Origin of the sequence: Streptomyces sp. NPDC006691 (genome assembly GCF_042869955.1) — a bacterium.
GTDB lineage: Bacteria > Actinomycetota > Actinomycetes > Streptomycetales > Streptomycetaceae > Streptomyces.
The window spans coordinates 505,706-531,675 of the sequence record NZ_JBIAGW010000002.1 but is presented as its reverse complement, the minus strand read 5'-3'; the positions used below and the strand labels follow the sequence as shown (position 1 = coordinate 531,675).

The 25,970-nt window shown below is 70.7% G+C and carries 17 protein-coding genes; 13 read left to right on the top strand and 4 right to left on the bottom strand.

Going from position 1 to position 25,970, the window contains the following annotated elements; genetic code table 11:
* Nucleotides 1-41 precede the first annotated feature (41 nt).
* The 4 genes from ACFYNP_RS05815 (at nt 42) to metG (ending at nt 5,488) form a co-directional block, all read left to right on the top strand.
* On the top strand, nt 42-1,325 hold the full coding sequence (locus tag ACFYNP_RS05815; protein WP_388404312.1) for a VWA domain-containing protein: 1,284 nt from the start codon (nt 42-44) through the stop codon (nt 1,323-1,325).
* 35 nt (nt 1,326-1,360) lie between these two features.
* The gene (locus ACFYNP_RS05810) at nt 1,361-2,146 is read left to right on the top strand and encodes a hypothetical protein (protein ID WP_388782974.1); all 786 of its coding nucleotides are present in this window, start codon (nt 1,361-1,363) and stop codon (nt 2,144-2,146) included.
* A 498-nt stretch (nt 2,147-2,644) separates the two neighbouring features.
* Nucleotides 2,645-3,580 (top strand): NAD(P)-dependent oxidoreductase, encoded by a 936-nt coding sequence (locus tag ACFYNP_RS05805; RefSeq protein ID WP_388782971.1) that lies wholly within the window; start codon nt 2,645-2,647, stop codon nt 3,578-3,580.
* Between the two features lie 183 nt (nt 3,581-3,763).
* Entirely contained in the window at nt 3,764-5,488 is a 1,725-nt protein-coding gene (gene metG, locus ACFYNP_RS05800) for a methionine--tRNA ligase (RefSeq protein ID WP_388782967.1), read from the top strand.
* A 141-nt stretch (nt 5,489-5,629) separates the two neighbouring features.
* Here metG and ACFYNP_RS05795 read toward each other — a convergent pair whose 3' ends face one another.
* Nucleotides 5,630-7,693 carry a phosphocholine-specific phospholipase C gene (locus tag ACFYNP_RS05795; protein WP_388782965.1) on the bottom strand — a complete coding sequence of 688 codons (2,064 nt, stop codon included), beginning with the start codon at nt 7,691-7,693 and terminating at the stop codon, nt 5,630-5,632.
* 278 nt (nt 7,694-7,971) lie between these two features.
* Entirely contained in the window at nt 7,972-8,643 is a 672-nt protein-coding gene (locus tag ACFYNP_RS05790; RefSeq protein WP_388404298.1) for a DUF6445 family protein, read from the bottom strand.
* A 437-nt stretch (nt 8,644-9,080) separates the two neighbouring features.
* Here ACFYNP_RS05790 and ACFYNP_RS05785 point away from each other — a divergent pair, with 437 nt between their 5' ends.
* Nucleotides 9,081-10,325 (top strand): ROK family protein, encoded by a 1,245-nt coding sequence (locus ACFYNP_RS05785; protein ID WP_388404295.1) that lies wholly within the window; start codon nt 9,081-9,083, stop codon nt 10,323-10,325.
* A gap of 89 nt (nt 10,326-10,414) precedes the next feature.
* Here ACFYNP_RS05785 and ACFYNP_RS05780 read toward each other — a convergent pair whose 3' ends face one another.
* Nucleotides 10,415-12,058 (bottom strand): cytochrome bc complex cytochrome b subunit, encoded by a 1,644-nt coding sequence (locus tag ACFYNP_RS05780; protein ID WP_388782962.1) that lies wholly within the window; start codon nt 12,056-12,058, stop codon nt 10,415-10,417.
* Nucleotides 12,059-12,417: 359 nt separating this feature from the next.
* On the opposite strand from ACFYNP_RS05780, the gene ACFYNP_RS05775 reads away from it, so the two are divergent.
* The 5 genes from ACFYNP_RS05775 (at nt 12,418) to ACFYNP_RS05755 (ending at nt 20,127) form a co-directional block, all read left to right on the top strand.
* On the top strand, nt 12,418-13,758 hold the full coding sequence (locus ACFYNP_RS05775; RefSeq protein WP_388404289.1) for a sugar phosphate nucleotidyltransferase: 1,341 nt from the start codon (nt 12,418-12,420) through the stop codon (nt 13,756-13,758).
* A gap of 63 nt (nt 13,759-13,821) precedes the next feature.
* Nucleotides 13,822-14,556: an SDR family oxidoreductase gene (locus ACFYNP_RS05770; protein WP_388404287.1), complete on the top strand. Its 735-nt coding sequence runs from the start codon at nt 13,822-13,824 to the stop codon at nt 14,554-14,556.
* A gap of 50 nt (nt 14,557-14,606) precedes the next feature.
* Complete coding sequence (glgX, locus tag ACFYNP_RS05765) at nt 14,607-16,712, top strand: glycogen debranching protein GlgX (protein WP_388404284.1); 2,106 nt, start codon at nt 14,607-14,609, stop codon at nt 16,710-16,712.
* The gene (locus ACFYNP_RS05760; RefSeq protein ID WP_388782960.1) at nt 16,709-18,868 is read left to right on the top strand and encodes an AGE family epimerase/isomerase; all 2,160 of its coding nucleotides are present in this window, start codon (nt 16,709-16,711) and stop codon (nt 18,866-18,868) included. The genes glgX and ACFYNP_RS05760 overlap by 4 nt, the downstream gene beginning before the upstream one ends.
* A gap of 59 nt (nt 18,869-18,927) precedes the next feature.
* Entirely contained in the window at nt 18,928-20,127 is a 1,200-nt protein-coding gene (locus ACFYNP_RS05755; RefSeq protein WP_388782958.1) for an IS701 family transposase, read from the top strand.
* 64 nt (nt 20,128-20,191) lie between these two features.
* On the opposite strand, the gene ACFYNP_RS05750 is transcribed toward ACFYNP_RS05755, so the two are convergent.
* Complete coding sequence (locus ACFYNP_RS05750) at nt 20,192-21,778, bottom strand: ABC transporter family substrate-binding protein (protein ID WP_388782956.1); 1,587 nt, start codon at nt 21,776-21,778, stop codon at nt 20,192-20,194.
* Nucleotides 21,779-22,012: 234 nt separating this feature from the next.
* Between ACFYNP_RS05750 and ACFYNP_RS05745 the strand changes: the two genes are divergently transcribed.
* The 3 genes from ACFYNP_RS05745 to ACFYNP_RS05735 are packed head-to-tail and all read left to right on the top strand — an operon-like array spanning nt 22,013 to nt 25,970.
* On the top strand, nt 22,013-22,996 hold the full coding sequence (locus tag ACFYNP_RS05745) for an ABC transporter permease (protein WP_388782953.1): 984 nt from the start codon (nt 22,013-22,015) through the stop codon (nt 22,994-22,996).
* Nucleotides 22,993-23,874: an ABC transporter permease gene (locus ACFYNP_RS05740; protein WP_388404270.1), complete on the top strand. Its 882-nt coding sequence runs from the start codon at nt 22,993-22,995 to the stop codon at nt 23,872-23,874. The genes ACFYNP_RS05745 and ACFYNP_RS05740 overlap by 4 nt, the downstream gene beginning before the upstream one ends.
* Nucleotides 23,871-25,970, top strand: a complete 2,100-nt coding sequence (locus ACFYNP_RS05735; protein WP_388782950.1) for a dipeptide ABC transporter ATP-binding protein — start codon at nt 23,871-23,873, stop codon at nt 25,968-25,970. The genes ACFYNP_RS05740 and ACFYNP_RS05735 overlap by 4 nt, the downstream gene beginning before the upstream one ends.

The following is a 25,970-nucleotide window of genomic DNA, read 5'->3' as shown; positions in this document are numbered from 1 at the left end:
CCGATTTGGGCCGGGTATCCATGCTTCCATAGGATCCGGCGATGATCACCAGAAAACGGCTGGCGGCCGGAGTGTGCGTACTGGCCGCCGCTTTCGCCACCGGCATCCTCCCGGCCGCGGGCCCGGCCACCGCGGCCGCGCAGCCCGACGGGCAGTCCGCGCCGGCCGCACCCAAGGTCGACCTCGTCCTCGACGTCTCCGGTTCGATGCGGACCGCCGACATCGACGGCAAGTCGCGGATGGCCGCCGCCAAGCAGGCGTTCAACGAGGTCCTCGACGCGGTTCCGCAGGAGGTCCAGCTCGGGATACGGACCCTGGGGGCCAACTACCCGGGCGAGGACCGGAAGGTGGGCTGCAAGGACACCCGCGCGCTCTACCCGGTCGGGCCGCTGAACCGCACCGAGGCGAAGACCGCCGTCGCCACCCTCGCGCCCACCGGCTGGACCCCGATCGGCCCGGCGCTCCAGGGCGCGGCCGAGGACCTCAAGGGCGGTGACGCCACCCGCCGGATCGTGCTCATCACCGACGGCGAGGACACCTGCCAGCCGCTCGACCCGTGCGAGGTGGCCCGCGACATCGCGGCCCAGGGCATCCACCTCACCATCGACACGCTCGGTCTGATCCCGGACGCCAAGACCCGCGAGCAGCTCACCTGCATCGCCGAGGCCACCGGCGGCACCTACACCTCGGTCCAGCACACCGACCAACTCTCCGGCAAGGTCAAGCAGTTGGTGGACCGGGCCGCCGATCCCGTCGCCGTGCCCGTCGCCACCAACGGCACCGCGAGCTGCGAGAACGCCCCGCAGCTGAAGCCCGGCCTGTACACGGACCGTGAGAAGTTCGCCGAGCACCGCTCGTACAAGGTCGACGTGCTGCCCGGCCAGGAACTGCGCGCCTCCGCCAGTATCGGCATGGACCGCCCGGCCAACCCGGACTACGGCGTGCTTCTGCGCGCCGTGACCGCGCACGGCCGGGAGATCGTCCGCGGCTCGGAGGCCGGCGACGGGCGTACGGACCTGATCTCGACAGGTCTGCGCTACCCCAAGGCACCCGCCGACGACTCGGACGACAAGACCCCGGAGACCGTCTGCCTCCAGGTCTCCAACTCCTTCTCCGCGGGCCCCGGTGTCAAGACCGATCCGGGCCTGCCGGTCGAGCTCGCCATCGACGTGGTGAACGGCCCCGACCAGGCATCCGACGTGGCCTCCTTCGGCCTCGGCCGGGGCTGGTGGCTGCTCGGCGCGCTCACCCTGGCCGGGCTCGTCGCGGGCCTGGTGTGGGGCTGGATCTCGCGCTGGCGCATCGCGGTCTGGCGGACCAACTGATGCCGAAGACCACATCTCACACCGGGGGCCAAGTGATGCGTACAGCAGGGAAGTTGGCGGCCACCGTCCTGGCCGGAGCCACGCTGGCCGGCACCGTACTGTTCGGCGCGGCCGCCCCCGCGCTCGCCGACTCGCCGTCGCCGAGCCCCTCCGCGTCCCAGAGCGACCAGGCACCCACCGAGGCCGGCACCGCCTTCCGTACCGCGGTCGCCGTGCACCAGGGCCAGCGGGCGACGGCGTCCGCGTCGAGCGGCGACTACCTGTACTGGATGTTCCCCGCCGACGCCGGACAGCGCCCCACCGTCACCGCGAAGGTCACGCTCCCCGAGGCCGCCTCGCGGCACGGCGCCTCCACCTGGCGCCTCGACGTGTACGACGGGCTGCGCCGCCGCCAGCCCTGCATGTACGGGATGCAGTCCCGGTCCGCGGCGCAGGACGCGGCCGCCGTGGAGCTCTCCTGCACCCTGCGGCCGACCGTCGCCTGGGCCGACACCTGGTCGACCGACCCGCTGCCGGGCACGTACTACGTCCGCCTCACCGCGGTCTCGCTGCCCGACGCGGACCGGGGCCTGCCGTTCAAGGCCGAGGTCGAGCCGACCGTCCTGGACACCGGCGGCGCGCACGCCGTGGACGGCAAGCTCGCCACCCCGCTCGGCGCCAAGTCCGCGGTCGAGCCGGACGGCGGCTGGTCCTCCGGCTGGTGGACCGACCGCTGGGTGTGGACCGCCGCGGGTGGCGTGCTCGCCGCGCTCGCGGGCGTCGCCGGATACAACCTGACGCGCGGCCGAGGCCGGCCCGCGCGGGTGCCACGGGGAGCGTGAGCGGCGGAGGTCACGGCTGCGGCCGAGACCGCGACGGCGGCAACGGATGCGGCTGAGCCGCGACCGCGGCTGCGGCTGCGGCTGCGGCTGCGGCTGCGGCTGCGGCTGCGGCTGCGGCTGCGGCTGCGAGAGCGCTCCCGGATCCGCGCCGTGGCCCATGCACGGGCCGCCCGCCAACCGCGAGAGCGCTCTCACCCAGCCCCCTCCGACCTCACCCCGTCCGACCCCGCGCGGTCCGACCCCCACCACTCCCCTGCCCGCCCTCCCCTCTCCCGGGGACGGCGGGCAGGGCTCCTTTCTGGCGGTCATTCCCATAGCTCATTCCTGGTGCTCATTCCTGGTGCTCATTCCTGGTGCTCATTCCTGGGGGTGCCGGTCACCTCCGCAGCGGCGCATCCGTACGACACTCGGGGTACGCGACACTCGGCCGTAGGCGTCCGGCCGTACGAGACCCGGGCGCCATGGCCGAGTGCCCCCACCCACGCGAAGGAGATCCCCGTGTCCTCAGCCTCCAGAGCCTCCAGCACGTCGAGCGCATCGGGCGCGTCCAGCACATCCGGTGGGTCCAGCGGGCCCGCCGTCGCCGTCCTCGGCACCGGGATCATGGGGTCCGGGATGGCCCGCAGCCTGCTTCGGGCCGGGCTCGGCGTGCGGGTCTGGAACCGGACCGAGGCCAAAGCCCGGGTGCTGGCCGACGACGGGGCCACGGCGTTCGCGGACGCCGCCGAGGCGGTGCGCGGCGCGGACGTCGTGCTGACCGCGCTGAACGACGGGCCGTCCGTGTCCGCCGCCCTCGAAGCCGCGGCCGACGGCCTGCACGCCGGTCAGCTGTGGCTCCAGACCTCGACCGTAGGTCCGGACGCCGCGCTCCAACTCGCCCACCGGGCGGATGAGTTGGGCGTGGTCTATTACGACTCCCCCGTCCTCGGCACCAAGGCACCCGCCGAGCAGGGCAAGCTGACCGTCTTCGTCTCCGGGGCCCCCGAGGGCCGCGAACGCCTCACGCCGGTGCTCGACGCGATCGGGCAGCGGACCGTCTGGGTCAGCCACGAGCCGGGCGGGGCCTCCCGGCTGAAGCTGGTCGCGAACACCTGGGTGATCAACCTGGTCGGCGCGGTCGCCGAGTGCCTCGGCCTCGCGGAGGCACTCCAGGTGGATCCTCGACTCTTCCTGGACGCCGTCGCGGGCGGCCCGCTGGACACCGGCTATCTGCACGCGAAGGCCGCCGCCCTCCTCACCGGCGACCTCACTCCGAGTTTCGCCCTGTCCACCGCTCTCAAGGACACCCGGCTGATCCTGGAAGCGGCCGAACAGGCGGGCGTACGGCTGGATTTGACCGAGGCGTCGGCCGAGCGGTTCGCCCGGGCCGAGGCGGCCGGGCACGGCGCCGAGGACATGATCGCCACGTACTACGCGGGCCGCGCCGAGGAATGAGCGACCGCGCCCGGCAGCGGGGGCCCGGAACTCCGGCGAGAAGGGTGCGGGCGGTTCGATAGCATGGCCCTGCCCATCGGGCGGGGGCGTCACCTGGTGTGACCCCGCGGGTGGGCCTCCCTACCTGGGTTCGCCGCGGCCTCGCCGCGGTGCCGCACGTACGAACATAAGGAGCATCCGAGGATGTCTCGACACCTGATCACCAGCGCGCTGCCGTACATCAACGGGATCAAGCACCTGGGCAACATGGTCGGGTCGATGCTTCCCGCGGACGTGTACTCGCGCTATCTGCGCCAGCGCGGCCACGACGTCCTGTACATCTGCGCCACCGACGAGCACGGCACCCCCGCCGAGCTGGCCGCCAAGGAGGCGGGTCTCTCCGTCGCCGAGTTCTGCGCGCAGGCGCACGACACCCAGAAGGCGATCTACGACGGCTTCCAGCTGGCCTTCGACTACTTCGGCCGCAGCTCCTCGCAGCAGAACGTGGAGATCACGCAGCACTTCGCGCGGAAGCTGAAGGAGAACGGGTTCATCGAGGAGCGGGCGATCCGCCAGGTCTTCTCGGTCGCCGACGACCGTTTCCTGCCGGACCGCTACATCGTGGGCACCTGTCCGCACTGCGGCTACGACAAGGCGCGCGGCGACCAGTGCGAGAACTGCACCCGCGTCCTGGACCCGACGGACCTGCTGGAAGCGCGTTCAGCGATCAGCGGCAGCAGCGAGCTTGAGGTCCGCGAGACCCGGCACCTGTTCCTGCTCCAGTCCAAGCTCCAGGGCGAGGTCGAGGAGTGGATCGACCGGGTCGGGGACGAGTGGCCGCAGCTCGCGTCGTCGATCGCCCGCAAGTGGCTGACCGAGGGGCTGCACGACCGCGCGATCACTCGTGACCTGGAGTGGGGCGTGCCCGTCCCGGCCGACACCTGGCCGGAGCTGGCCGCCGAGGGCAAGGTCTTCTACGTGTGGTTCGACGCCCCGATCGAGTACATCGGCGCGACGAAGGAGTGGTCCGACCTCGACCCGGCGAACCGCGACTGGAAGTCGTGGTGGTACGAGCCCGAGGGCGCGGCCGACGTCCGGTACACCGAGTTCATGGGCAAGGACAACGTCCCGTTCCACACGGTGATGTTCCCGGCGACGGAGCTGGGCGTGCGCGAGCCGTGGAAGAAGGTCGACTACGTCAAGGCCTTCAACTGGCTGAACTACTACGGCGGCAAGTTCTCCACTTCGCAGCGCCGCGGTGTCTTCACGCACGACGCCCTGGAGATCCTGCCCGCCGACTACTGGCGCTACTTCATGATGGCGAACGCCCCGGAGTCCGACGACACGTCGTTCACCTGGGAACACTTCACGGCGACGGTCAACAAGGACCTCGCGGACACGCTCGGCAACTTCGTGAACCGCGTCCTGTCGTTCTCGCGCAAGCGCTTCGGCGACGACGTGCCGGCGGGCGCCGCGGCCGGGCCCGCGGAGGCGAAGCTGGGCGAGGAGATCGCCGGGCTGCTCGCCGAGTACGAGGGCCACATGGAAGCGCTCCAGTTCCGCAAGGCGGCCGCCTCGCTGCGGGCGCTGTGGTCGGCCGGAAACTCCTACCTGGAGGAGAAGGCGCCCTGGCTGGAGATCAAGACCGACCCGGAGGCCGCCGCACTGACGCTGCGTACGGCGATGAACCTGATCCACCTGTACTCGGTGGTCTCCGAGCCGTTCATCCCCTCCTCGGCGAAGGCGATGCGCTCGGCGTTCGCGCTCTCCGGCGACACGGCGACCTGGGTCACCCCGGAGCAGGCCAGGGCCCTGGACACGGTTCCGGCCGGTACGGCCTTCACGGTGCCGCCCGTTCTCTTCGCGAAGATCACGGACGAGGACCTCGAAGCCTACCGAGAGCGCTTCGGCGGCGCCGACGAGGCGTGACGCACCCCCGAGGGGCCCCCGTCCGGTGCGGATGGGGGCCCCTCGGTCGTGTGCCGGCACGTCGGGTCACACGGCTACAGGTACAGGTACAGGTACAGGTACAAGTACAGGTACAGGTACAGGTACAGGTACAGGTACAGGTCAGACGGTGATCAGCGCCGGATCGCTCACGCCGGACGCGCCGGTCTCGACGTGTCCGGCGAAGCGGCGCAGGAAGGTGGCGTCGGCGTCGGAGGTCACCGACACGTCGTACCAGCTCTTCCCCGCGCGCAGGTCGACGGTGAACTTGACGGTGGCACCGGCCGCCACCGTGAAGGTCTGGGTCGCTCCCCCGTAGGCCGCCGCACTCGTGACCTTCAGGTGGACGGTGGCCTTGCCCGCGTTCGTCATGGTGAGGTCGAGGTTGCCCGTTCCCGCGTTGTGCCGGGCGGTGACCTCGGGGCCCGCCGTCTTGCCGGGACCCTGGAAGGTGCGCAGGAACCCGTTGGGACCGAAGACGCTCAGGTTGGTGGTCCCGCTCGAATACGTCGTGTTCCAGGCGTCGGAGATCGTCTTCCCCGCCTCGGTGGTGTACGTCCACGGGCCGTCCGTACGGTTGGCCGAGGTGACGAGGAACTGCGCCCCGGCCGATGCTCCGCCACCGAAGGTGAGCGTGAACTTGCCGGTGCTCACGTTCGCCGAGCCGTCCACGAACGGCGCGTAGCGCAGCGGCCTGGTCGGCCGGGTGCCGCGTTCCTGCTTGGGCAGGGTGCCGGTCGCGGGCGGCACCGGCACGAAGTCGGGGTGCCGGTTGTGGTCCGGCGGGATGTACGCCGTCGTCGAGGGCAGGCCCGGGGCCGCGGAGTTGGTGCGGCTGAAGTCGAACGCCGAGGTCAGGTCGCCGCAGATCGCGCGCCGCCAGGGCGAGATGTTGGGCTCCTGCACACCGAAGCGGCGCTCCATGAACCGGATGATCGAAGTGTGGTCGAAGGTCTCGGAGCAGGTGTAGCCGCCGGTGCTCCACGGCGAGACGACGAGCATGGGCACGCGCTGGCCGAGCCCGTAGGGGCCGGCCGCGTAGCTCGCGTTGCCCGGGAAGTAGTCCGGCCCGGTCGCGACCGTCGAAAGGCCCTGGTTGGCGTTGGCGGGCACATAGGGCGGGACCACATGGTCGAAGAAGCCGTCGTTCTCGTCGTACGTGATGAACAGCGCCGTCTTGGCCCATACCGCCGGGTTGGAGGTCAGCGCGTCCAGGACCTGCGAGATGTACCAGGCGCCGTAATTCGCGGGCCAGTTGGGGTGCTCGGTGAAGGCCTCGGGGGCGGCGATCCAGGAGACCTTGGGCAGGGTGCCCGCCTTGACGTCGGCCTTGAGGATGTCGAAGAAGCCGTCGCCGTTCTTGGCGCTGGTGCCGGTGCGCGCCTTGTCGAACAGCGGGTCGCCCGCCTTGGCGTTGCGGTAACTGTTGAAGTAGAGAAGCGAGTTGTCGCCGTAGTTGCCCCGGTAGGCGTCGCTGATCCAGCCCCAGCCGCCGGCCGCGTCCAGGCCGTCGCCGGTGTCCTGGTAGATCTTCCAGGAGACGCCGGCCTTCTCCAGGCGCTCGGGGTATGTGGTCCAGCCATACCCCTTCTCGTCGTTGCCCAGGACCGGGCCGCCACCGGTGTTGTCGTTGCCCGTGTAGCCGGTCCACATGTAGTAGCGGTTCGGGTCGGTGGAGCCGATGAACGAACAGTGGTAGGCGTCGCAGATGGTGAAGGAGTCGGCGAGCGCGTAGTGGAAGGGGATGTCCTCGCGCGTGAGGTACGCCATCGTGGTGGACGTCTTCGCGGGGATCCACTGGTCGTACTTGCCGTTGTTGAACGCCTTGTGGCTGCCGGTCCAGTCGTGGTTCAGGTCCTGGATGAACTGGAGGCCGAGCTTGTCCGCCGCCGGCCGGAAGGGCAGCACTTCCTTGCCCGCGCCGACCTGGTGGAAGACCGACTTGCCACTGGGCAGCGTGACGGGCCGCGGGTCGCCATAGCCGCGAACACCCTTGAGGGAACCGAAATAGTGGTCGAACGAACGGTTCTCCTGCATCAGGACGACGATGTGCTCGACGTCCTGGATGGTGCCGGTGCTGCCCGCGGCGGGGATGGCGGCGGCCCGCGCGATGCTCTGCGAGAGCGCGGCGAAAGCGGCGGTGCCGCCCGCGAGCTGCATGAACCGGCGCCGGTTGAGTTCAGCCATGAGTGGGGGCCTCTGCAAGCGTGAGGGAACAAGGGGGCGAGAGGGGTGTATCAAGAACACCCTGGGCCGCGAAAGACCCCATGTCGTCACTGTGACGTTCGGCGGTACGTCGAACGAACAGGAACCCCGACGGAAGCCCCGACAAGAACCTCGACGGAAACCCCCGCAGGAACCCCGAGCCGACCCTTCTGCCCCGCGCGGCGACGTATCCGGACTTTCCGCTCATGCCATGCGGCTCACGCCATCCGGTTCATACCATCCGGTTCATGCCGTGCGGTTCATGCCATCCAGAAGAAGACCGCGGTCATGCGTTTGTCATCGATGGTGCTGCCGCAGTATCCGGTGGCGCTGTGCATGGTGTTGGCGGTGTAGAGGAGCAGCCGGTTGTAGCGGTGGGCGACGCGTACGTCCTCCGTGAAGGAGTCCGGGGGAACAAAGCGCGTGCCGAGCGCCTCGACCAGGTTGTTGTGCGGCGCGGTGACCATGTTGCCGCCCAGTACGCCGCCGGGCAGGCTCTGCCGGTAGAAGCTGGTTCCGCAGTCCTTGGGCGCTTTCGGGTTGAGATAGAGCACCGCCGCGAATCGGCACAGCGCCCGGGAGTCGGTATGCGGACGCGGCTCGCTCTCACCGGCGCCGACGACCTGAATGCAGTTGTGGTTGAGGGTGGCGCCGCCGGGGGCGGTGGCCTGCCAGAGTTCCTTGGCGCCGGTGTGCTGCTTGACCAGGCGTTCCACCCGGGCGAGCTCGGCCGGCGCGAGGCCGGGCATGGTGCGGAGGCCGGGCCAGGATTCGGGCTTGTGCGGATATCCCTCGACCCAGTCGTCCTTGGCCACACAACGCGCACGCACCTCGTCGACGTTGGGCAGCACATCGTCCAACACCCAGTAATCCCGGCCGAGTTTGGGCTTGCGATAGGGAAGGACCGGGAGCGCCGGACGATTGGGGGGCATACGGCCGACCCTACTGACGGGCCACGCGCCACTCTCCACCGAAGGGGTCAACCTTTCGCCAATACAAGGGAATTGAGGGCAGAGGGATATCGGGTACGGGCTCGCAAATGTCCGGAGCGTGAATGCGCGGAATGAAAAGGGAGGGCAAGAACGGTCCATGGGCTGGTAACGGGCCGCTCCGCATTTCACCAGGTGATGGATACCTGCCGTCCCCAGATCTCCCCGGAGCACCCCCGAGCACCCCCGGCCCGACGTCAGCCGCCCGAGAGCGCTTCCGGAAACCCGCCTCGCCCACCCGAGAGCGCTTCCGCAAACCCGCACCGGCCGCCCGAGAGCGCTCCCGGCTACGCCCCCTCCCCCGCACCGGCACCCGCACCCGCACCCGGCGCACTTCGGTCTCCTCTGCGCCGCGGGCTGGGATTAGGCTCGTCGTTGATATGGACGACCAATCGACTTCGCGCGGCCGGCCCGCCCCGCTCGCACCCAAGGCCGACAAGGACACCGTGCGTCGGCACAACCTCAGCCTGGTGCTGCGGGCCGTCCACGACGAGAGCGCTCTCAGTCGGGCCGGTGCCGCCGCCCGTACCGGTCTGACCAGGGCCGCCGTGTCCTCGCTCGCCGATCAGCTGATCCGGGGCGGGTTCCTCACCGAGTCCGGCAAGTCGTTCAGCGGGCAGGCCGGGCGGCCGGGCACCATGCTGACTCCGGCCCGCACCGGGCCCGCCGGTGCGGGGGTCGAGGTCAATGTCGACTACGTCTCGGTCTGCGTGGTGGACCTCGCGGGTACGGACCGGGTGCGCCTGACCGAGCACTTGGACAACCGGCGCGAACCACCGGCCGACGTACTGGAACGGGCGGCCCGGATCGCCGCCCGCGCCCTGGAATCCGCCGCCGAGCAGGAGCTGCACCCGGTCGGCACGGAGCTCGCGCTGCCGGGCCTCGTCTCGCAGGGGTCCGTGCGCCAGGCCCCCAACCTGGGGTGGAACCAGGTCGAGGCCGAGCAGCTGTTCAGCGGCGCGCTCGGCCGGTTTCGTCCCGACTCCCCGCCCCTTCCGGTCAGTTCGGACAACGAGGCCAATCTGGCGGCGCTCGCCGAGCTGTGGTTCGGGGCTCCGGAGGAGCGGGTGGCACACTTCCTGTATCTGACCGGGGAGATCGGCGTGGGCGGGGCGCTGGTCGTCGGCGGGGAACTGCTGCGCGGCGCCCACGGCTTCGCCGGGGAGATCGGGCACACGGTGGTCGACCCGCGGGGCCCCGCCTGCCGCTGCGGCTCCCAGGGGTGTCTGGAGCAGTACGCGGGCCAGCTGGCGCTGCTACGGGCCGCGGGCCTGGACGAGGATGCCGGGGTTCCGGGCGTCGCCGAGCTCGAACGCCGGGCCCGGGCGGGCGATGAAAGCGCTCTCGGCGCGCTGGCCGAGGCCGGCCGGACCCTGGGAGTCGTCCTGTCCGGCGCCGTCAACCTCTTCGACCCGGAGGCGGTGGTGCTCGGCGGCATCTACCGCAGCCTGATGCCCTGGCTCGCGCCCGCCGCCGACCGCGAGCTGACCCGTCGGGCCGTGTCCGGCCTCTGGGCCCCCGGCAGCGGCCGGCTGCGCGCCTCCTCGCTCGCCGGGGACGCGGCCCGGGGTGCCGCGGCCCGCGTGGTGCGCAGGGTCCTCGCCGACCCGCTGGCGTACGGGTAGCCACGGCGCCCCGGCCGTGACGCGAGCCTCCGGGCCGCCTGGGGACCTGGACATCTGGGCGACCTGGACACCTGGGCGACCTGGGCGGGTCAGTGGTGGCCGTCGCCCCGGCCGAGTTCCAGGTACTCCTCGGCCGTCGGCTTGGGAATCTGGCTGCCGGGACCGTACATGGCCTGCGCGAGGCGCGCCCGCAGCCGGTCGGAGGGACGCGGTCTGCGCGTCACACCGTTGGCGTCGACGGTGGGCCCCAGTACGTAGGGCCGGGGCTGTTCGTAAGCGGTGAGCGTGTACAACTCGGCCTGCGTGAGCGGGTTGTGGACCTCCACGTACTCGCCGTGGGGCAGGCGCTTGACGATTCCGGACTCCCGCCCGTGCAGCGCCTTGTCGCGGTCGCGGCGCTGAAGCCCCAGACAGAGACGTTTGGTGACCACGAAGGCCAGGGCGGGCACCACGAAGAACCCGATCCGCACGAACCAGGTGATGGCGTTGATCGACACCTGGAAGTGGGTGGCCCACAGGTCGTTGCCGCCGCCGACGAGCAGCACCGCGTACAGCGCCAGCCAGGCGACCCCGAGGGCGGTGCGGACGGGGGCGTTCCGGGGCCGGTCCGCGATGTGGTGTTCGCGTCTGTCGCCGGTGATCCACGCCTCGACGAAGGGGTAGACCGCGATCGCCAGCATGATCAGCGGGAAGAGCGCGAACGGGATGAACACCCCGAGTTGGAGGGTGTGCCCCCACGCGTTGATCTCCCAGCCGGGCATCACCCGGATCAGGCCCTCGGAGAAGCCGAGGTAGAAGTCCGGCTGCGCTCCCGTCGACACCAGGTCGGGCCGGTAGGGGCCGATCGCCCAGAGTGGGTTGATGGTGGCGACCGCGCCCATGAGGGAGAGCACCCCGAACACCAGGAAGAAGAAACCGCCGGCCTTGGCCAGGTAGACGGGCAGGAACGGCGCACCCACCACGTTCTTCTCGGTCCTTCCGGGTCCGGCGAACTGGGTGTGTTTGTGGTGGAAGACGAGGATCAGATGGGCGACGACCAGGCCGAGCATGATGCCCGGAAGCAGCAGCACATGCACCGGGTAGAGCCGCGAGATGATGTCGTGCCCCGGGAACTCGCCGCCGAACAGGAAGAACGAAAGATAGGTGCCGATCACCGGAATGGACAGGATCGCGCCCTGCGCGAAGCGGATGCCGGTGCCGGAGAGCATGTCGTCGGGGAGCGAGTAGCCGGTGAGCCCGGTGATCAGGGCCAGCATCAGGATCGTCCAGCCGAACAGCCAGTTGACCTCGCGCGGCTTGCGGAAGGCGCCGGTGAAGAACACCCGCATCATGTGCGCGAGCAGCCCGGCGACGAAGACGATCGCCGCCCAGTGGTGGATCTGCCGGATGAGCAGGCCGCCGCGTACGTCCAGGCTGATGTTCACGGCGGACTCGTAGGCCCGGGTCATCCGGACGCCGTTCAGCGGCACGTACGAGCCGTGGTAGACGACCTCGACGCCGCTCGGCTCGAAGAACAGGGTCAGATAGACGCCGGTCAGGATGAGGATGAGGAAGCTGTAGAGGCAGATCTCGCCGAACATGAACGACCAGTGGTCCGGAAAGATCTTGCGCATATTGGCCTTCGCGAGGGCGTGGATGCCCAGGCGGCCGTCGGCCCAGTCGGCGAGCCGCTCGCCCTTGCCCGTCTCGGGTGGCCGCCCACTGGACCGGGCACGCTCGATTCGTCCGCTCATGCGTCTCCCCCCTCAGGCGTACTCCAGGGTAGGCACACCCGTCGAAATGACCAACGGGCTTACTGGTAAAGGAACATGATCGCCCGTCAGATGTGACGGGAGACGACCGGAAGTGAAGGCGGGCGCGGCGCGAGGCGTCGGCGGGGACCGGTCGGGGTGAGCCATCGGGGCCGGATTCGATCGAGGGCTCCGACCATCCGTCACGCCCCTCACTCCCGCCCCACCGGTATCACCCTCCCAGCAGGTCCGGGCATCGCCATACCGCCCCCAACCAGCAAAGTTTACTTGTTACTTGACTCAAGATGACTGCCACTGTTGAATTTGTGGAGTCGCAAAGTGAGCCGAGGAGGCAGGACACGATGGGGGACGACAGCACCGCCGGAATCATCCTGGCGGGCGGCCGGGGGGAACGGGCGAAGCCCATAACCCTGCAGTCCGCCGACTACATCCGCAGCAAGGCACTCATCCCGTTCGCCGGCAAGCCGCTCATCGAGTGGATCGTCGAGGCCTGCCGCGAACAGGGCATCCGCCGCTTCTACGTGGTGGCCCAGGGCATGGAGAACCGGAGCCAGATCAAACTCGTACTCGGACACGGGGAGCGGTACGGGGTCGAGATCAACTACTCGCGGTCCCGGTTCGACCAGTACAACGTCGGTTCGGGCGCCGCCACTTTGCACAACCTGGAGCAGTGGGACCTCACCGGGCCCGCGCTCGTCATGCCGGTCGACTCGCTGTTCGACTTCTCGCTCGACCGGCTGCTCGCCACCCACACCGCGACCGACGCCCTGGTCACCGTCGCGGCCGTCACCCGCACCCCGCTGGAGACCGCGGGCAAGTACGGCGTCATGCGCACCACCGACCAGGGGCTGATCTCCGGCTTCGTAGAGAAGCCGCGGCTCCAGCTGATCGAGCACCTCTTCCCCGAGGCGCTCGCCACGCCCGAGGCGCGCACCATCGCCACCAGCGCCGGCATGTATCTCATCGACTGCGGCAGGCTCCGACTGGCCGCCCGCAACCCGGAGTTGATCCGACTGGCCCAGCAACGCCTGGACTGGGGCGCCGACTTGCTGCCCTGGCTGGTCGGCCACGACCTGCCGGTGGCCGTCGGACGGATCGGGCGGCTCGGCGACCTCGGCAGCATCGGGGACTACCTCACCACCCTCGGCGAGGTGCTCACCGGCGAGTACCCGCAGATGAACCGGGCGATGGAGAGCCCGCTCAGCGTGGAGCCCCGGTACTGGATCCACGAAACCAGCCTGCGCACCAAGGACAACGTCACCGGCACCACGCTCGCCCAGAAGATCGCCGACGGCAGCGTCGTCATCGGCCCCGGGGTGCGCATCGGCCGCCATGCCGAGATCGGCGCCGGCGTCCGCCTCCAGTACACCGACATCGGGGACGGCGTCGATGTGCACGAGGGCGTCCACCTGCATCGCGCCGCACTCGGCGATGCCGCGGTGGTCGGAGCGTACGCGCAGATCAGCGACTCCTACATCGGGCCGATGGCCCATGTGCACTCCGAGCAGCGAAGCCCGGTCCGGCTCGACGACCACTCGGCCGTCGGCGACGGCGCCCATCTGTGGCCGGGCACCCGCCTGTCCGGGGTGAGCGTCTATCCGCGGCTGCGCGTGCCGGCCGTGTCGGGGCTGCCCGCCGGGACGCAGCTCACCAGCTCCGACGACATCCTCCAGTGGGTCTGACCCGAAGGCCTGCCCCAACTCCCTGACCGATCGACCGATCTGATGCTCTTTCAGGAGACTTCCGTGAACAGTCCGATCGCAGTGATAGGCGGTACCGGCCGGGTCGGCCGGCTCATAACGCAACGGCTGCTCGACCGCGGCGAGGCGGTGCGCGTCGTCGGCCGCAGCGTCGAGCGCGGCCGGGACGTGCCGGAGCCGGCCCAGTTCTTCCTCGGGGACGTCCGCGAACCGGAGACGCTGCGCATTCCGCTGCGCGGCTGCTCCGCGATCGTCTACACCGTGGAGCCCGGCACCGATCCGGCCGGCCCCGACAGCCCCGAGTCCACCCTGCACACCGGGGTCCGCAACGCGCTGGGCGCGGCCTACGGCGGGCCCGTGCTCCCGCAGTTCGTCCTGGTGAGCCAGCGCTATGTGACCCGCAGGGACCACCCGATGAACGCCTACGGCCGGATGCTGGACTGGCGCCTGGCCGGCGAGGACGCGGTGCGCCTGTCGGGCCTGCCGTACACGGTCGTGCGGCCGAGCTGGCTGACCGATCTGGACGGGGACGCGCGCATCACCCTCGAACAGGGTGACCGCAGGGACGGCTACGTCTCCCGCCGGGACGTCGCCGAGGCGTGCGTGCAGGCGCTGTACTGCCCGTCCGCGCGCGGAGTCACCTTCGAGATGCGCAGCGAGCCCGGCAGCGGCCCCGCCGACTGGGAGCCCCTCTTCGCCCGGCTCCGCTCCGACGAGCCGGCCCGCGAGTCCGGCGGCCGCCGGTTACTGGATCCGGTCCCCGACCGGGCCATTGCTTGACCATCCGCTTGACGTCGAGTCAGTCGAGTCAACAGACCAGGGAGGCATCCGTGACCGAGGCGCCGCAGATCACCGCAGGACGGCCGCAGCCACTGGGGACCACGGTCGACGCCGACGGGGTGAACTTCTCCGTCTTCTCCGAGCACGCCACGCGCGTGGACCTGCTGTTGTTCGACAAGTGCGACGATCCCGAGCCCTCCCGGACCATCCAGCTGCACCCCGACCGCCACCGCAGCTTCCACTTCTGGCACTGTCACGTCCGCGGGCTCGGCGCCGGGCAGGTGTACGCGTACCGGATGGACGGGCCGCACGACACCAGCCGGTCGGGTGCCCGCTTCGACCACCGCAAGGTGCTGCTCGACCCCTATGCCCGCGCCAACATCAACAGCCGCTGGCAACGCACCCAGGCCATCGGTCTGGACGACAACGTCGCGCACTCCATGCGCAGTCTGGTCGTCGACCTCGACGACTACGACTGGGAGGGCGACCAGCCGCTGCGCACCCCCATGTCGGAGACGGTCATCTACGAGCTCCACGTGCGGGGCGCGACCGCCTCGCCGACCTCGCGCGCCGAGAACCCGGGCACCTTCTCCGCCCTCACGGAGAAGATCCCGCACCTCCAGAGGCTCGGGATCACGGCGGTGGAGCTGCTGCCCGTCTTCGACTTCGACGAGACCCAGGTGCTGCGCACCGGCCCGGACGGCAGCGAGCTGCACAACTACTGGGGCTATGACCCGTACGGGTTCTTCGCCCCGCACACCGGCTACTGCTCCGAGCCCCATCTCGCCGGCCACATCGCGGAGTTCCGCGACATGGTCAAGGCGTTCCACAAGGCGGGCATCGAGGTCATCCTCGACGTCGTCTTCAACCACACCAGTGAGGGCAACGAGTACGGGCCCACCATCAGCTTCCGCGGCCAGGCCAACGAGGCGTACTACCACCTGTGGCCGCAGGACCGCAGCCACTACATGGACTTCACCGGCTGCGGGAACGCGGTCAACGCCAACCACCCCATGGTCACCAAGTTCATCCTGGAATCCTTGGAGTACTGGGTCCGCGAGCACCATGTGGACGGGTTCCGCTTCGACCTCGCCTCCGAGCTGTCGCGTGGCGCGCTCGGGTACGAGATGGCGGTGCCGCCGGTCCTGTGGGCGATCGAGCTGTCCCAGGTGCTGGCCGAGACCAAGATCATCGCGGAGCCGTGGGACGGTGGCGGCCTGTATCAGGTCGGCCGTTTCCCGGGGAAGCGGTGGGCGCAGTGGAACGGCCCCTTCCGGGACGATGTGCGGCGCTTCGTGCGCGGCGACGCCGGGCTCGTGGGGGACATAGCCGCCCGGATCGGCGGCTCCGAGGACCTGTTCGGACCCCAGCAGGAACTCCCCACCAACAGCATCAACTTCATCACCTGCCACGACGGCTTCACCCTCAACGACCTGGTCAGCTACGACGAGAAGCACAACCACGCCAACGGTGAGGCCGGGGCCGACGGGGCCGGCGAGAACTTCAGCTGGAACTGCGGCGTCGAGGGTCCCACCGACGACCCCGAGGTCGAGCGGCTGCGGGTGCGGCAGATGAAGAACCTGCTCGCCGTGCTGATGCTCAGCCGCGGCGTGCCGATGCTGCTCGCCGGTGACGAGTTCCGCAACAGCCAGGGAGGCAACAACAACGCCTATTGCCAGGACAACCCGACGTCATGGCTCGACTGGGACCAGGCCGACAAGGAGCAGGAGACCTGGAACTTCACCCGACGACTGATCGAACTGCGCAGGCGCTACCGCACCTTCCGTGAACCGCGCTTCTACAACGGACACCTCAACTCCCGTCTGCTGCCCGATGTCACCTGGCACGGCACCCGACTGGAGCAGCCCGGCTGGGAGGACACCCACGCCCGGGTCCTGGCCTGCACGCTCGGCGGCTTCAACCAGGACCCCGACCTGCATCTGATGCTGAACATGTACCACCTGGGCCTGGACTTCGAGCTGCCCCGGATCCGCGGCCGACGCTGGCACCGCGTGCTCGACACCGCGCGCCCCGGTCCGTACGACATCCTCCCCGCCGGACAAGAGGAGCTGATCGACGACTACACCTTCCATGCCCACGGCCGCAGCGTCGTGTTGCTGGCGGCCCTGCCTGACGAGAAGGGCACCTCTCGATGAGTGGATCTGCCGAACGCCGCACGTTCTCCGACACCCTGGCGGGCTACGTCACGTACTACAGCCCCACCCAGCACCGTTTCGGTCTGCGCACCTCGGACGACCGGGAATTCACCGTCCACCTGCCCCGCAATGTCTCCTCGCGCATCGTGCGCAACCTCGGTGACGACTACCGCGACACCACCGCGAACACCCAGGACATGCTCGCCGAGGGCCGCTACCTGTTCGCCTACGGAATCACCTACCAGTGGGAGGGCGGTGAGCGGTTCGAGGCGAAGGAGATCACCTTCCCCGAGGAGAGCCGCGGTTCCTACGTCTTCGAGCACCCGGCGTGGTGGGTCCAACAGGCCGCCGCCGTCGCCGACTTCTATCTGCGCGGGCACTTCCCCGACGGCACGTACGACTGGCGCAACTTCCGCACCCATCTGACGCTGAGCGGCACGCATCTGCCCGACTTCGACGGCGCCGATGTGCGCCAGGAGACCGACACCATCTCGCGGCTCGTGTACGGCCTGTCGACCGCGTACCTGCTGACCGGTGAGGACCGGTTCCTGGAGGCCGCCGAGAGCGGTACCGAGTATCTGCGCGAGCACATGCGGGTCACCGACGCGCAGGACGGGATCATCTACTGGTACCACGGCATCGACGTGACCCGCAGTGGCCAGCGCAAGGTGTTCGCCTCGGAGTTCGGCGACGACTTCGACGCGATCCCGATGTACGAGCAGATCTACGCGCTGGCCGGGCCGACCCAGACGTACCGCATCACCGGCGACCCGCGGATCCTGAACGACATCGACGGCACGGTGGCCCTGTTCGAGCGCTACTTCCGCGACCGCGCCCTCGGCGGGTTCTTCTCGCACCTGGACCCGATCACTCTCGACCCGAACGCGGACTCGCTGGGCCGCAACCGGTCCCGCAAGAACTGGAACTCGGTGGGCGACCACGCCCCCGCGTACCTGATCAACGCCTATCTCGCCACCGGGCGCGAGGACTTCGCGGCGCTCCTCGAAGAGACCGCGGACACCATCGTGGAGCGCTTCCCGGACGAGGAGACCAGCCCGTTCGTGCAGGAGCGCTTCCATGCCGACTGGAGCCCGGACCGCACCTGGGGCTGGCAGCAGGACCGGGCCGTGGTCGGGCACAACCTGAAGATCGCCTGGAACCTGACCCGCATCAAGGCGCTGCACGACAAGACCGAGTACGGCGTCACCGCCGACCGGATCGCCGAGATCATGCCGGCCGTGGGCAGCGATCAGCTGCGCGGCGGCTGGTACGACGTGGTGGAGCGGCGCCCCGACCCGGACAGCGGCATCCACCGCATGGTGTGGCACGACCGCAAGGCGTGGTGGCAGCAGGAGCAGGCGATCCTCGCCTATCTGATCCTGGCCGGCACCTCGGGCGACCCCGAGCAGCTGCGCCTGGCCCGTGAGGCCGCCGCGTTCTACAACGCCTTCTTCCTCGACTACCAGGACGGCGGGGTCTACTTCAACGTCCTGGCCAACGGCATCCCGTATCTGCTCGGCACCGAGCGGCTCAAGGGCAGCCACGCCATGGCCGGTTACCACTCGCTCGAACTCTGCTATCTGGCGGCCGTCTACACGGGCCTGCTGATCAGCAACGACCCGCTCACCCTGCACTTCCGGCCGCGCCCGTGCGATCTGCCGGAGCGCGTGCTGCGGGTGGCGCCCGATCTGCTGCCGGCCGGTTCGGTGGAGCTGACCCGGGTGTGGGTGGACGGGGTGCCGTACCACCGCTTCGACAATAAGGAACTCACCGTCCAGCTGCCCGAGGGGGACGTGCCGGTGCGGGTGCGCGTCGAGCTGGAGCCGGCGCAGATGCGGCTGCGGATGCGCACCGAGTTCGACGGGGACACCGCGCACATCCGCTGCGACGGCGTCATCGACGCGGCCGAGCTGGAGAAGTTCCGCCGCATCCTGGGCGAGGTCATGGCCGCGCAGCCGCAGCGGGTGGAGTTCCACCTGTGCCAGGTCACCGAGATGTGCCGGCCCGCCATCAACGAGCTGCTCTTCCAGCGCACGAAGGCGGGGCTCGACGCCGACTTCGTGATCGTGGGCTGCACCCTGCCGGACGTCGCCGACGCCCTGCTCGCCACCGATGCCTTCCTGCTCGAAGGCGGCGACGAGTGCGCCCATGAATGACCTCATCCGTCCGCTGGCTTCCAGCGTCACCGATCGATTCGGACACATCCGGGGGCACCGTGTCATCCATCCTCCAACTCTCCGAGGCCCGCAGGGCTCCTGCGACGGCGGACTTCGCCGCCTACTGCCAGGACCTGTTCGTCGCGCTGACGCGCTCGGACCAAAGACGCTGGGGCGAGGTGTATCTGCGCGGCCTGCTCGACGTACCGGGCCGCAAGACACCCACCCGGATCTCCGAGCACGTCCTGGGGCACCGGGCCGTGCAGCAGCTCCAGCAGTTCGTGCACCAGAGCCCGTGGGACTCGGGGCCGGTCCGCCGCAGGATCGCCGAGCGGACGGGCGCGGTGTTCCGGACCGAGGCGTGGGCCGTCGACGAGGTGGTGTTCGCCAAGAACGGTGACCGCTCGGTGGGGGTGGCCCGCCAGTACGCGCCGTCCCAGGAGCGCACCGTCAACTGCCAGCTGGCGTACGCCACTTCACTGGTGGGCACCGGGGGCGGCCTGCCGGTGAACTGGCGGCTGCTGCTCCCCCAGCGCTGGGACCGGGACGAGCGGCTGCGCGGTCAGGCCCACCTGCCGGCGGAGGAGCACTGCCGGCCGCGCTGGAGCTATGTCCTGGAGGCGCTCGACGAGATGACCGAGGAGTGGCTCCTGGAGCCGCAGCCGGTGCTCGCCGACTGGCGCTGCGAGAGCGATGTGGAGCCCCTGCTGCGGGGGCTGGAGGCGCGCGGTCACGGCTATCTGATCGAGGTGTCCCCGAGCACCGGGGTCACCCTGCCGCGACCGCACGCCGCCTCCCCCGCGACCCGGGGGACGGTGACCGAGCTCGCCGAGCACGTGGCGCGCCGGGACGAGCGCACCCCGATCGCCTGGCACGACCGGACGACGGAGCGGATGCGGCGCTCGCAGTTCCTGTCCGCTCCGGCGCTGCTCTGCTCGGAGGGGGCGCAGCACTCGGCGCACCGGCAGCGGCCCCGGCACCTGGTGACGGACTGGCCGTACGGCCGGCCCACGCCGCGTGCCTACTGGCTGACCAATCTGCCGGCCCGCCGCCTCGCCGAGGCGATCCCGCTGGCGCAGTTGCGCAGTCTGTCCGCGGACGGGCTGCGCAGGCTCCAGGAGGACTTCGGGCTCGGTGACTTCGAGGGCCGCTCGTTCCGCGGCTGGCACCACCACGTCACCCTCGCCTCGGCGGCGCTCGCCTTCGACGCGCTGAGCCGGCACAGCGAGGAGGAGTGGCTGAGCGGTCAGGGCGCCTGACGCCCCCGGCACGTTCCAACCGGCCGTCCGCCGGGCCCAGTCGGGGTCCGGCGGACGGCCGGGGCTACTTGGTCCAGCCGATGGCGGCGAAGTCGACATCGCCGAGACCGGCCACCCCGAAGTTGGCGAGGCCCTTGCGGACCGCCGTCATCTGGGGGCGCTGGTAGAGCTCGACGTCGTGTCCGAGCTTCCATATCTCCACGTCCGCCTGGTTGTAGAGGCGGGCCGCGGCGGCACGGTCGAGCGTGCCGGACGCCTGCTTGAGGAGGCTGTCGAGGGTGGGGTCCGAGATCCGGCCGTAGTTCTGGAAGCTCTGGGCACCGCGCGGCAGCCGGTAGATCGCCTGGGCCTGGCTCGGGTAGGTGAGGTCGGTGAAGCGGAAGATCGCCAGGTCGAAGTTGCCGAGGTCGAGGTACTTGGGGCCGTAGTCGTCGGCCGGCACCTTCTGGATCTCCACCGCGATGCCCACCTGTTGGAGCATCTGCTGGAGGAGTTGGGCGAGGTCCAGGCCGAGCCGGTTGGTGGACTCCGCGATCACGAACCGCAGCTTGAGGCTCTGGCCGCCCTTGACCCGCGTCCGGCCCGCGCCGGGCGACGTCCAGCCCGCCTTGTCCAGGAGCTGTCCGGCCGCCTTGGGGTCGAACCTGCCCCACTGGCCGGAGTTGTCGGCGTATCCGGGCTGGTTGGTCATGAAGATGTGATTGCCGAGCAGCGGCACCCCGACGGGCAGCCCCTCGGCCGCGACGTCCGCCAACGCCTTTCTGTTGACTGCCTGTTGAACGGCGTGGCGGACGTCGATGTCCTGGAGCGGACCGCCCGCCCCGTTGAGGCTGACGTGCACCTCGTCCCAGGCCGAGCCGATCCGCACGGTGCTGTTCGGGGCCGACTTGAGCTGCTGGTACGCCTCGGCGGTGGCCGCGTTCACGGCGTCGATCTCGCCGTTGAGGTACGCCTGGAGTGCGGCGGCGGGGAGCAGGGTGCGGAAGACCACTTTGTCGAGCCGGGGCCTGGTGCCCCACCAGGCCGGGTCGGGCACGGCCGTGACGGATTGGGTCGTCCGGTCCATCGAGGCGATCCTGAACGGGCCGGCGGTGACCGGGATCCGGGCCCGCCAGCCGTCGTTGAACTGCTCGGGCGTGCTGGTGGCGGACGCCGGGAAGAGCGGGTCGAACAGGCGCTGCCAGTCGGCGTACGGGGAGCGGAAGACGACCCGCACCTCGCTGGGGTCGGCGCCCTGGCGCACGTCCGATATCTGGTCGTACCCGGAGGGGTCGGCCACCAGATAGCGGTCGTCGCCGCGGCCGAGGGCCTTCCACTGGGCCTCGAAGTCGGCGACGCCCAGCGGTTTTCCGTCGGACCAGCGGGCGCGCGGGTTCAGCCGGTAGGTGACCGTCTGCGGCGATGACGTGGTGACGGTGGCGGAGAGCAGATAGTCGGGGTCGGCGTGCGGGACGCCCTTGGCGTCGCGGCGGAACAGCTGGGGCTCGACCAGGCTGTCGATCTCCAGGGCCTCGCCGATCGTTCCGGCGGCCTGGTTCACGTTGTACTGCGTGATCCACTGGGAGGTGGCGAGGGTCAGGGTGCCGCCCTGGCGGAGGTTCTGCGGCGGTTCGCGGCCCATGTCCTCGGTTCCGGAGGCCGGAACGCTCATCGCCCGCGGGGACTGTGTGCGATGGGGCGCGGCCGTGCACCCGGCCAGCGTCAGCGCCGTTGCCGTGATCAGCGCCGCCAACATCCGCACCCGACGTAACCGAGACACTCCAGCCCCCGTTCTGACATAGCGTCAATTAGCCGAACTGATCTGCGATTTATGGCACGGACCTTAACATTGCAGCCTGTCAGCCCGGTGAACTGTCCACGCCCGCGCCCCGCTTGAGGAGAAACCTTGGTCGGCCGCTTGTCCAAGCGCCTCGCCCACACCGTGCTGCTGCTGCTCTGCGCGGTCTTCCTCTCGTACGTCATCGCCTCCGCGGCCCTGAGCCCGCGCGCCTATTTCGAGGACCGCCAGCCGCGCCCCTCGGCCGCGACGGTGAACCACGAACTGGCGCTGCTCGGCACCGACGACCGGACACCGGTCCTGGAGCGCTTCGGGCACTGGTCGTGGCGGGCGGTCCACGGCGACCTCGGGCGCACCGTCGACGGGGACACGGTGAACGCCGAGTTCGGCCGCCGGATCGGGGTGTCCACCCGGCTGCTCCTCGTCGGCACCCTGGTGGGCACCGGGCTCGGCGTGCTCGCCGGTCTGTGGGCCGCGGTGCGCCGCCACCGGCTGCCCGACCGGGCGCTGACCGTGTTCTCCTTCCTCGTCCTCTCGGTGCCCACGTTCGTACTCGCGCTGCTCTTCAAGGAGGGCGCCCTCTGGTTCAACCAGAGCGCCGGCCACACCGTCATCCGCTACACCGGCGAGCGCACCCCGGGCCTGACCGGCTCGCTCGCCACCCACCTCAAGGACCGGGCGGTGCACCTCGCGCTCCCGGCGGCCACGGTCGCCCTGTGCGCGATCGCCTCCTACAGCCGCTACCAGCGGGCCGCCACGCTCGACGTCCTCGGCTCCGACCATCTGCGCACCGCGCAGGCCAAGGGGCTCACGCCGGGCCGGGCACTGCTGCGGCACGGGCTGCGCACCTCACTGATCCCGCTGACCACCTTCTTCTCGTTCGGTTTCCTGACCCTGTTCACGGGGGCCGTGTTCACGGAGCAGATCTTCGGCTGGCCCGGCATGGGCAGCTGGTTCATGGACTCCGCGCAGAAGGGCGACATCAACGCGGTGGTCGCGGTCAACCTGTTCGCGGCGGTGACCGTGCTGCTCGCCGGCTTCGTCGCGGACGTCCTGCACGCGGTGCTCGACCCGAGGGTGCGGGCCCGGTGAGCGCCGGGGCGACCGTGCTGCGCGGCCGGGGTGCCACCGTCGGCCGGTCACTGCTGCGCTCCCCCCGGGCCCTGACGGGCCTGGCGCTGATCGCGGGCCTGTTCCTGCTGGCGTACGCGGGCCCGCATCTGACCGGCTGGAGCTACACCGACATCGACTACACGGCACTGCGCGGCGCTCCGAGCACCGACCACTGGATGGGCACCAGCCGGATCGGGCAGGACGTGTTCGCCCAGACCGTGCGCGGGCTCCAGAAGTCGCTGCTCATCGGCGCCCTGGTGGCCCTGGTCAGCACGGCGCTCGGGGCGGCGTTCGGCAGCTGCGCGGGGTACTTCGGCGGCTGGGTCGACCGGGTGCTGATGTTCGTGGTCGACCTGATGCTGGTCATTCCCGGCTTCCTGCTCCTGGTGCTGCTCGCGCCCCGGCTGCGCGGCCTCGGCTGGCCCGCGTTCGCGGGACTGCTCGCCGCGCTCGGCTGGATGATCACGGCACGGGCGGTGCGGATCATGACCCTGTCCCTGCGGGAGCGGCCCTTCGTCGCCGCCGCGCGGCACATGGGCGTGAGCCCGTTCCGGATCATCGTGCGGCACGTCCTGCCGCACCTCGCCTCGTTCCTGATCACGGACGCGACCGTCGCCGTGGCCGCCGCCGTGATCGGCGAGACGGGCCTGTCCTACTTCGGGTTCGGCGTGCAGCCGCCGGACGTGTCGCTCGGCACGCTCATCGCCTCGGGCACCGATGTGGCCCTGACCTGCCCCTGGATGTTCTTCTTCCCCGCCGGCCTGCTGCTGGTCTTCGTCCTGGCGGTGCACCTGGTGGGCGACGCGCTGCGGGACGTCCTCGACCTGGGTTCCGACCGGGCGGCGGCCCTGCGATGACGGCCCCCACGGTGCTCGACGTCCGCGATCTGCGCGTGTCGTACGCGGACGCGTCCGGCGCCGCGCTGCCCGTCGTGCGCGGGGTCGACTTCTCGCTGCGGCGCGGTGAAGTCCTGGGTCTGGTGGGCGAGTCCGGGGCGGGCAAGACCGCGACCGCGCTGGCCCTGCTCGGGCTGCTGCCGCCGGGCGCCCGGACCAGCGGCTCGGCCCGGCTGCTCGGCACCGAGCTGATCGGGCTGCCGGTGCGTGAACTCGCCGGGCTGCGCGGCCGCCGCATCGCGATGGTGTTCCAGGATCCGCTCGCCGCGCTCAACCCGGCCCAGCGCGTCGGCGACCAGATCGGCGAGGCCCTGCGGATCCACCAACGGCCGCGCCCCGACCGGGAGTCCGCGCGCCGTCGCGTTCTGGAACTCCTGGAGGGCGTACGGGTCCCCGACCCGGTCCGCGTCGCGCGTTCGTATCCGCACGAACTGTCCGGGGGGCTGCGCCAGCGCGCCATGATCGCCATGGCGATCGCCAACGACCCCGATGTGATCGTGGCCGACGAACCGACCAGCGCCCTCGACGCCACGGTGCAGGCGCAGGTCCTGGACGCCCTGGACAGCGCCCGCCGGGCCACCGGCGCCGCCCTGCTCCTGGTCAGCCACGACCTGGGGGTGATCGCGGGCACGGCCGACCGGGTGGCCGTCCTGTATGCGGGACGCATCGTCGAAACCGCGCCGGTGGACGCCCTGTTCGCCGCCCCGCGCATGCCCTACACCCTCGGTCTGCTCGGCTCGGTGCCCCGCCTGGACGTGGCCGTGCCGCTCACTCCCGTACCCGGCGCCCCGCCCGCCCCGGGCAGTGCCGGGCCCGGCTGCGCGTTCGCCCCGCGCTGCCCGCTCGCCACGGCGGACTGCCTCGAAGCGGAGCCCGAACTCGACGGCCCCCAGGGCCACTTGGCGGCCTGTGTCCGCCCCGGCGCCCTCGCGGGGCGGTCCGCCGCCGACCTCTTCCCCACCTCGGCCCCGCCGCGCCGCGTCCCCCCGGGCGGCGCCCCGCTCCTCCGCGTCACGGGCCTCGCCAAGTCCCATCCGCTCCCCGGCCGGCCCGCCGCCCGGCTGCGAAGACGCCCCGCGGGGACCCGGCTCGCCGTGGAGCGGGTGGACCTGGAGGTGCGGCGGGGCGAGACGGTGGCCCTGGTGGGTGAGTCGGGGTCGGGCAAGACCAGCACGCTGATGGAGATCATCGCGCTCGGTCCTCCCGAGTCCGGGTCGATCGAGATCGCCGGGTACGACACGTCCGCGCTGAGCCGTTCCGATGTCCGCAGGCTGCGCGGCTCCGTGCAGATCCTGGTGCAGGACCCGATGGCCAGCCTCGATCCGCGCATGCGCGTCGCCGACCTCGTCGCGGAGCCGTTGCGCGCCCAGCGGTTCCCCCAGGACGCCATCGCCGCGCGAGTGCCCGAACTCCTGCGCCGGGTGGGCCTGGAGGCCGCCGACGCGGAGCGCCGCCCGCACCGGTTCTCGGGTGGCCAGCGCCAGCGCATAGCGCTCGCCCGGGCGCTCGCCGTCGGACCCGAACTGCTGCTCCTGGACGAGCCGGTGTCCGCGCTCGACGTGTCGGTGCAGGCGGGCATCCTCGATCTGCTGCGCCGCCTGCGCGAGGAACACGGCCCGGCCTGTCTGTTCGTCACCCACGATCTCGCGGTGGTGCGCCAGATCGCCGACCGGGTGGTGGTGATGTACGGGGGCCGGACCGTGGAGAGCGGATCGGTCGCCGACGTCTTCGACCGGCCGCGCCACCCCTACACCCGGGCCCTGCTCTCGGCGGTGCCGCTGCCCGATCCGCCGGCCGAACGGGCCCGCGCGCGGATCGTGCTGCCGGGCGAGCCACCGGGCGCGGCCGAACGCTCGGCGGGCTGCCGCTTCCGCGGGCGCTGCCCGGTGTACGCGGCGCTCGGCGTGGAGCGGACGCGCTGCGAGCGGGAGACGCCCGTGCCGGTCGGCGCGGACCCGCTCGCCGGGCACACCGCCGCCTGCCACTTCCCCCACGGCACCGAGGGTGCGTCCCTCCGGCTCGACTCCGAGCCGGAGGAACACCCCCCGGTGCGCTGA

What these genes read in the sequence shown, in the direction of transcription:
- ACFYNP_RS05775 (WP_388404289.1), top strand. Translation starts at nt 12,418, where the DNA reads ATGGGGGACGACAGCACCGCCGGAATCATCCTGGCGGGCGGCCGGGGG.
- ACFYNP_RS05750 (WP_388782956.1), bottom strand. Translation starts at nt 21,778, where the DNA reads ATGAGCGTTCCGGCCTCCGGAACCGAGGACATGGGCCGCGAACCGCCG.
- ACFYNP_RS05780 (WP_388782962.1), bottom strand. Translation starts at nt 12,058, where the DNA reads ATGAGCGGACGAATCGAGCGTGCCCGGTCCAGTGGGCGGCCACCCGAG.
- ACFYNP_RS05815 (WP_388404312.1), top strand. Translation starts at nt 42, where the DNA reads ATGATCACCAGAAAACGGCTGGCGGCCGGAGTGTGCGTACTGGCCGCC.
- ACFYNP_RS05810 (WP_388782974.1), top strand. Translation starts at nt 1,361, where the DNA reads ATGCGTACAGCAGGGAAGTTGGCGGCCACCGTCCTGGCCGGAGCCACG.
- metG (WP_388782967.1), top strand. Translation starts at nt 3,764, where the DNA reads ATGTCTCGACACCTGATCACCAGCGCGCTGCCGTACATCAACGGGATC.
- ACFYNP_RS05790 (WP_388404298.1), bottom strand. Translation starts at nt 8,643, where the DNA reads ATGCCCCCCAATCGTCCGGCGCTCCCGGTCCTTCCCTATCGCAAGCCC.
- ACFYNP_RS05735 (WP_388782950.1), top strand. Translation starts at nt 23,871, where the DNA reads ATGACGGCCCCCACGGTGCTCGACGTCCGCGATCTGCGCGTGTCGTAC.
- ACFYNP_RS05760 (WP_388782960.1), top strand. Translation starts at nt 16,709, where the DNA reads ATGAGTGGATCTGCCGAACGCCGCACGTTCTCCGACACCCTGGCGGGC.
- ACFYNP_RS05795 (WP_388782965.1), bottom strand. Translation starts at nt 7,693, where the DNA reads ATGGCTGAACTCAACCGGCGCCGGTTCATGCAGCTCGCGGGCGGCACC.
- ACFYNP_RS05785 (WP_388404295.1), top strand. Translation starts at nt 9,081, where the DNA reads ATGGACGACCAATCGACTTCGCGCGGCCGGCCCGCCCCGCTCGCACCC.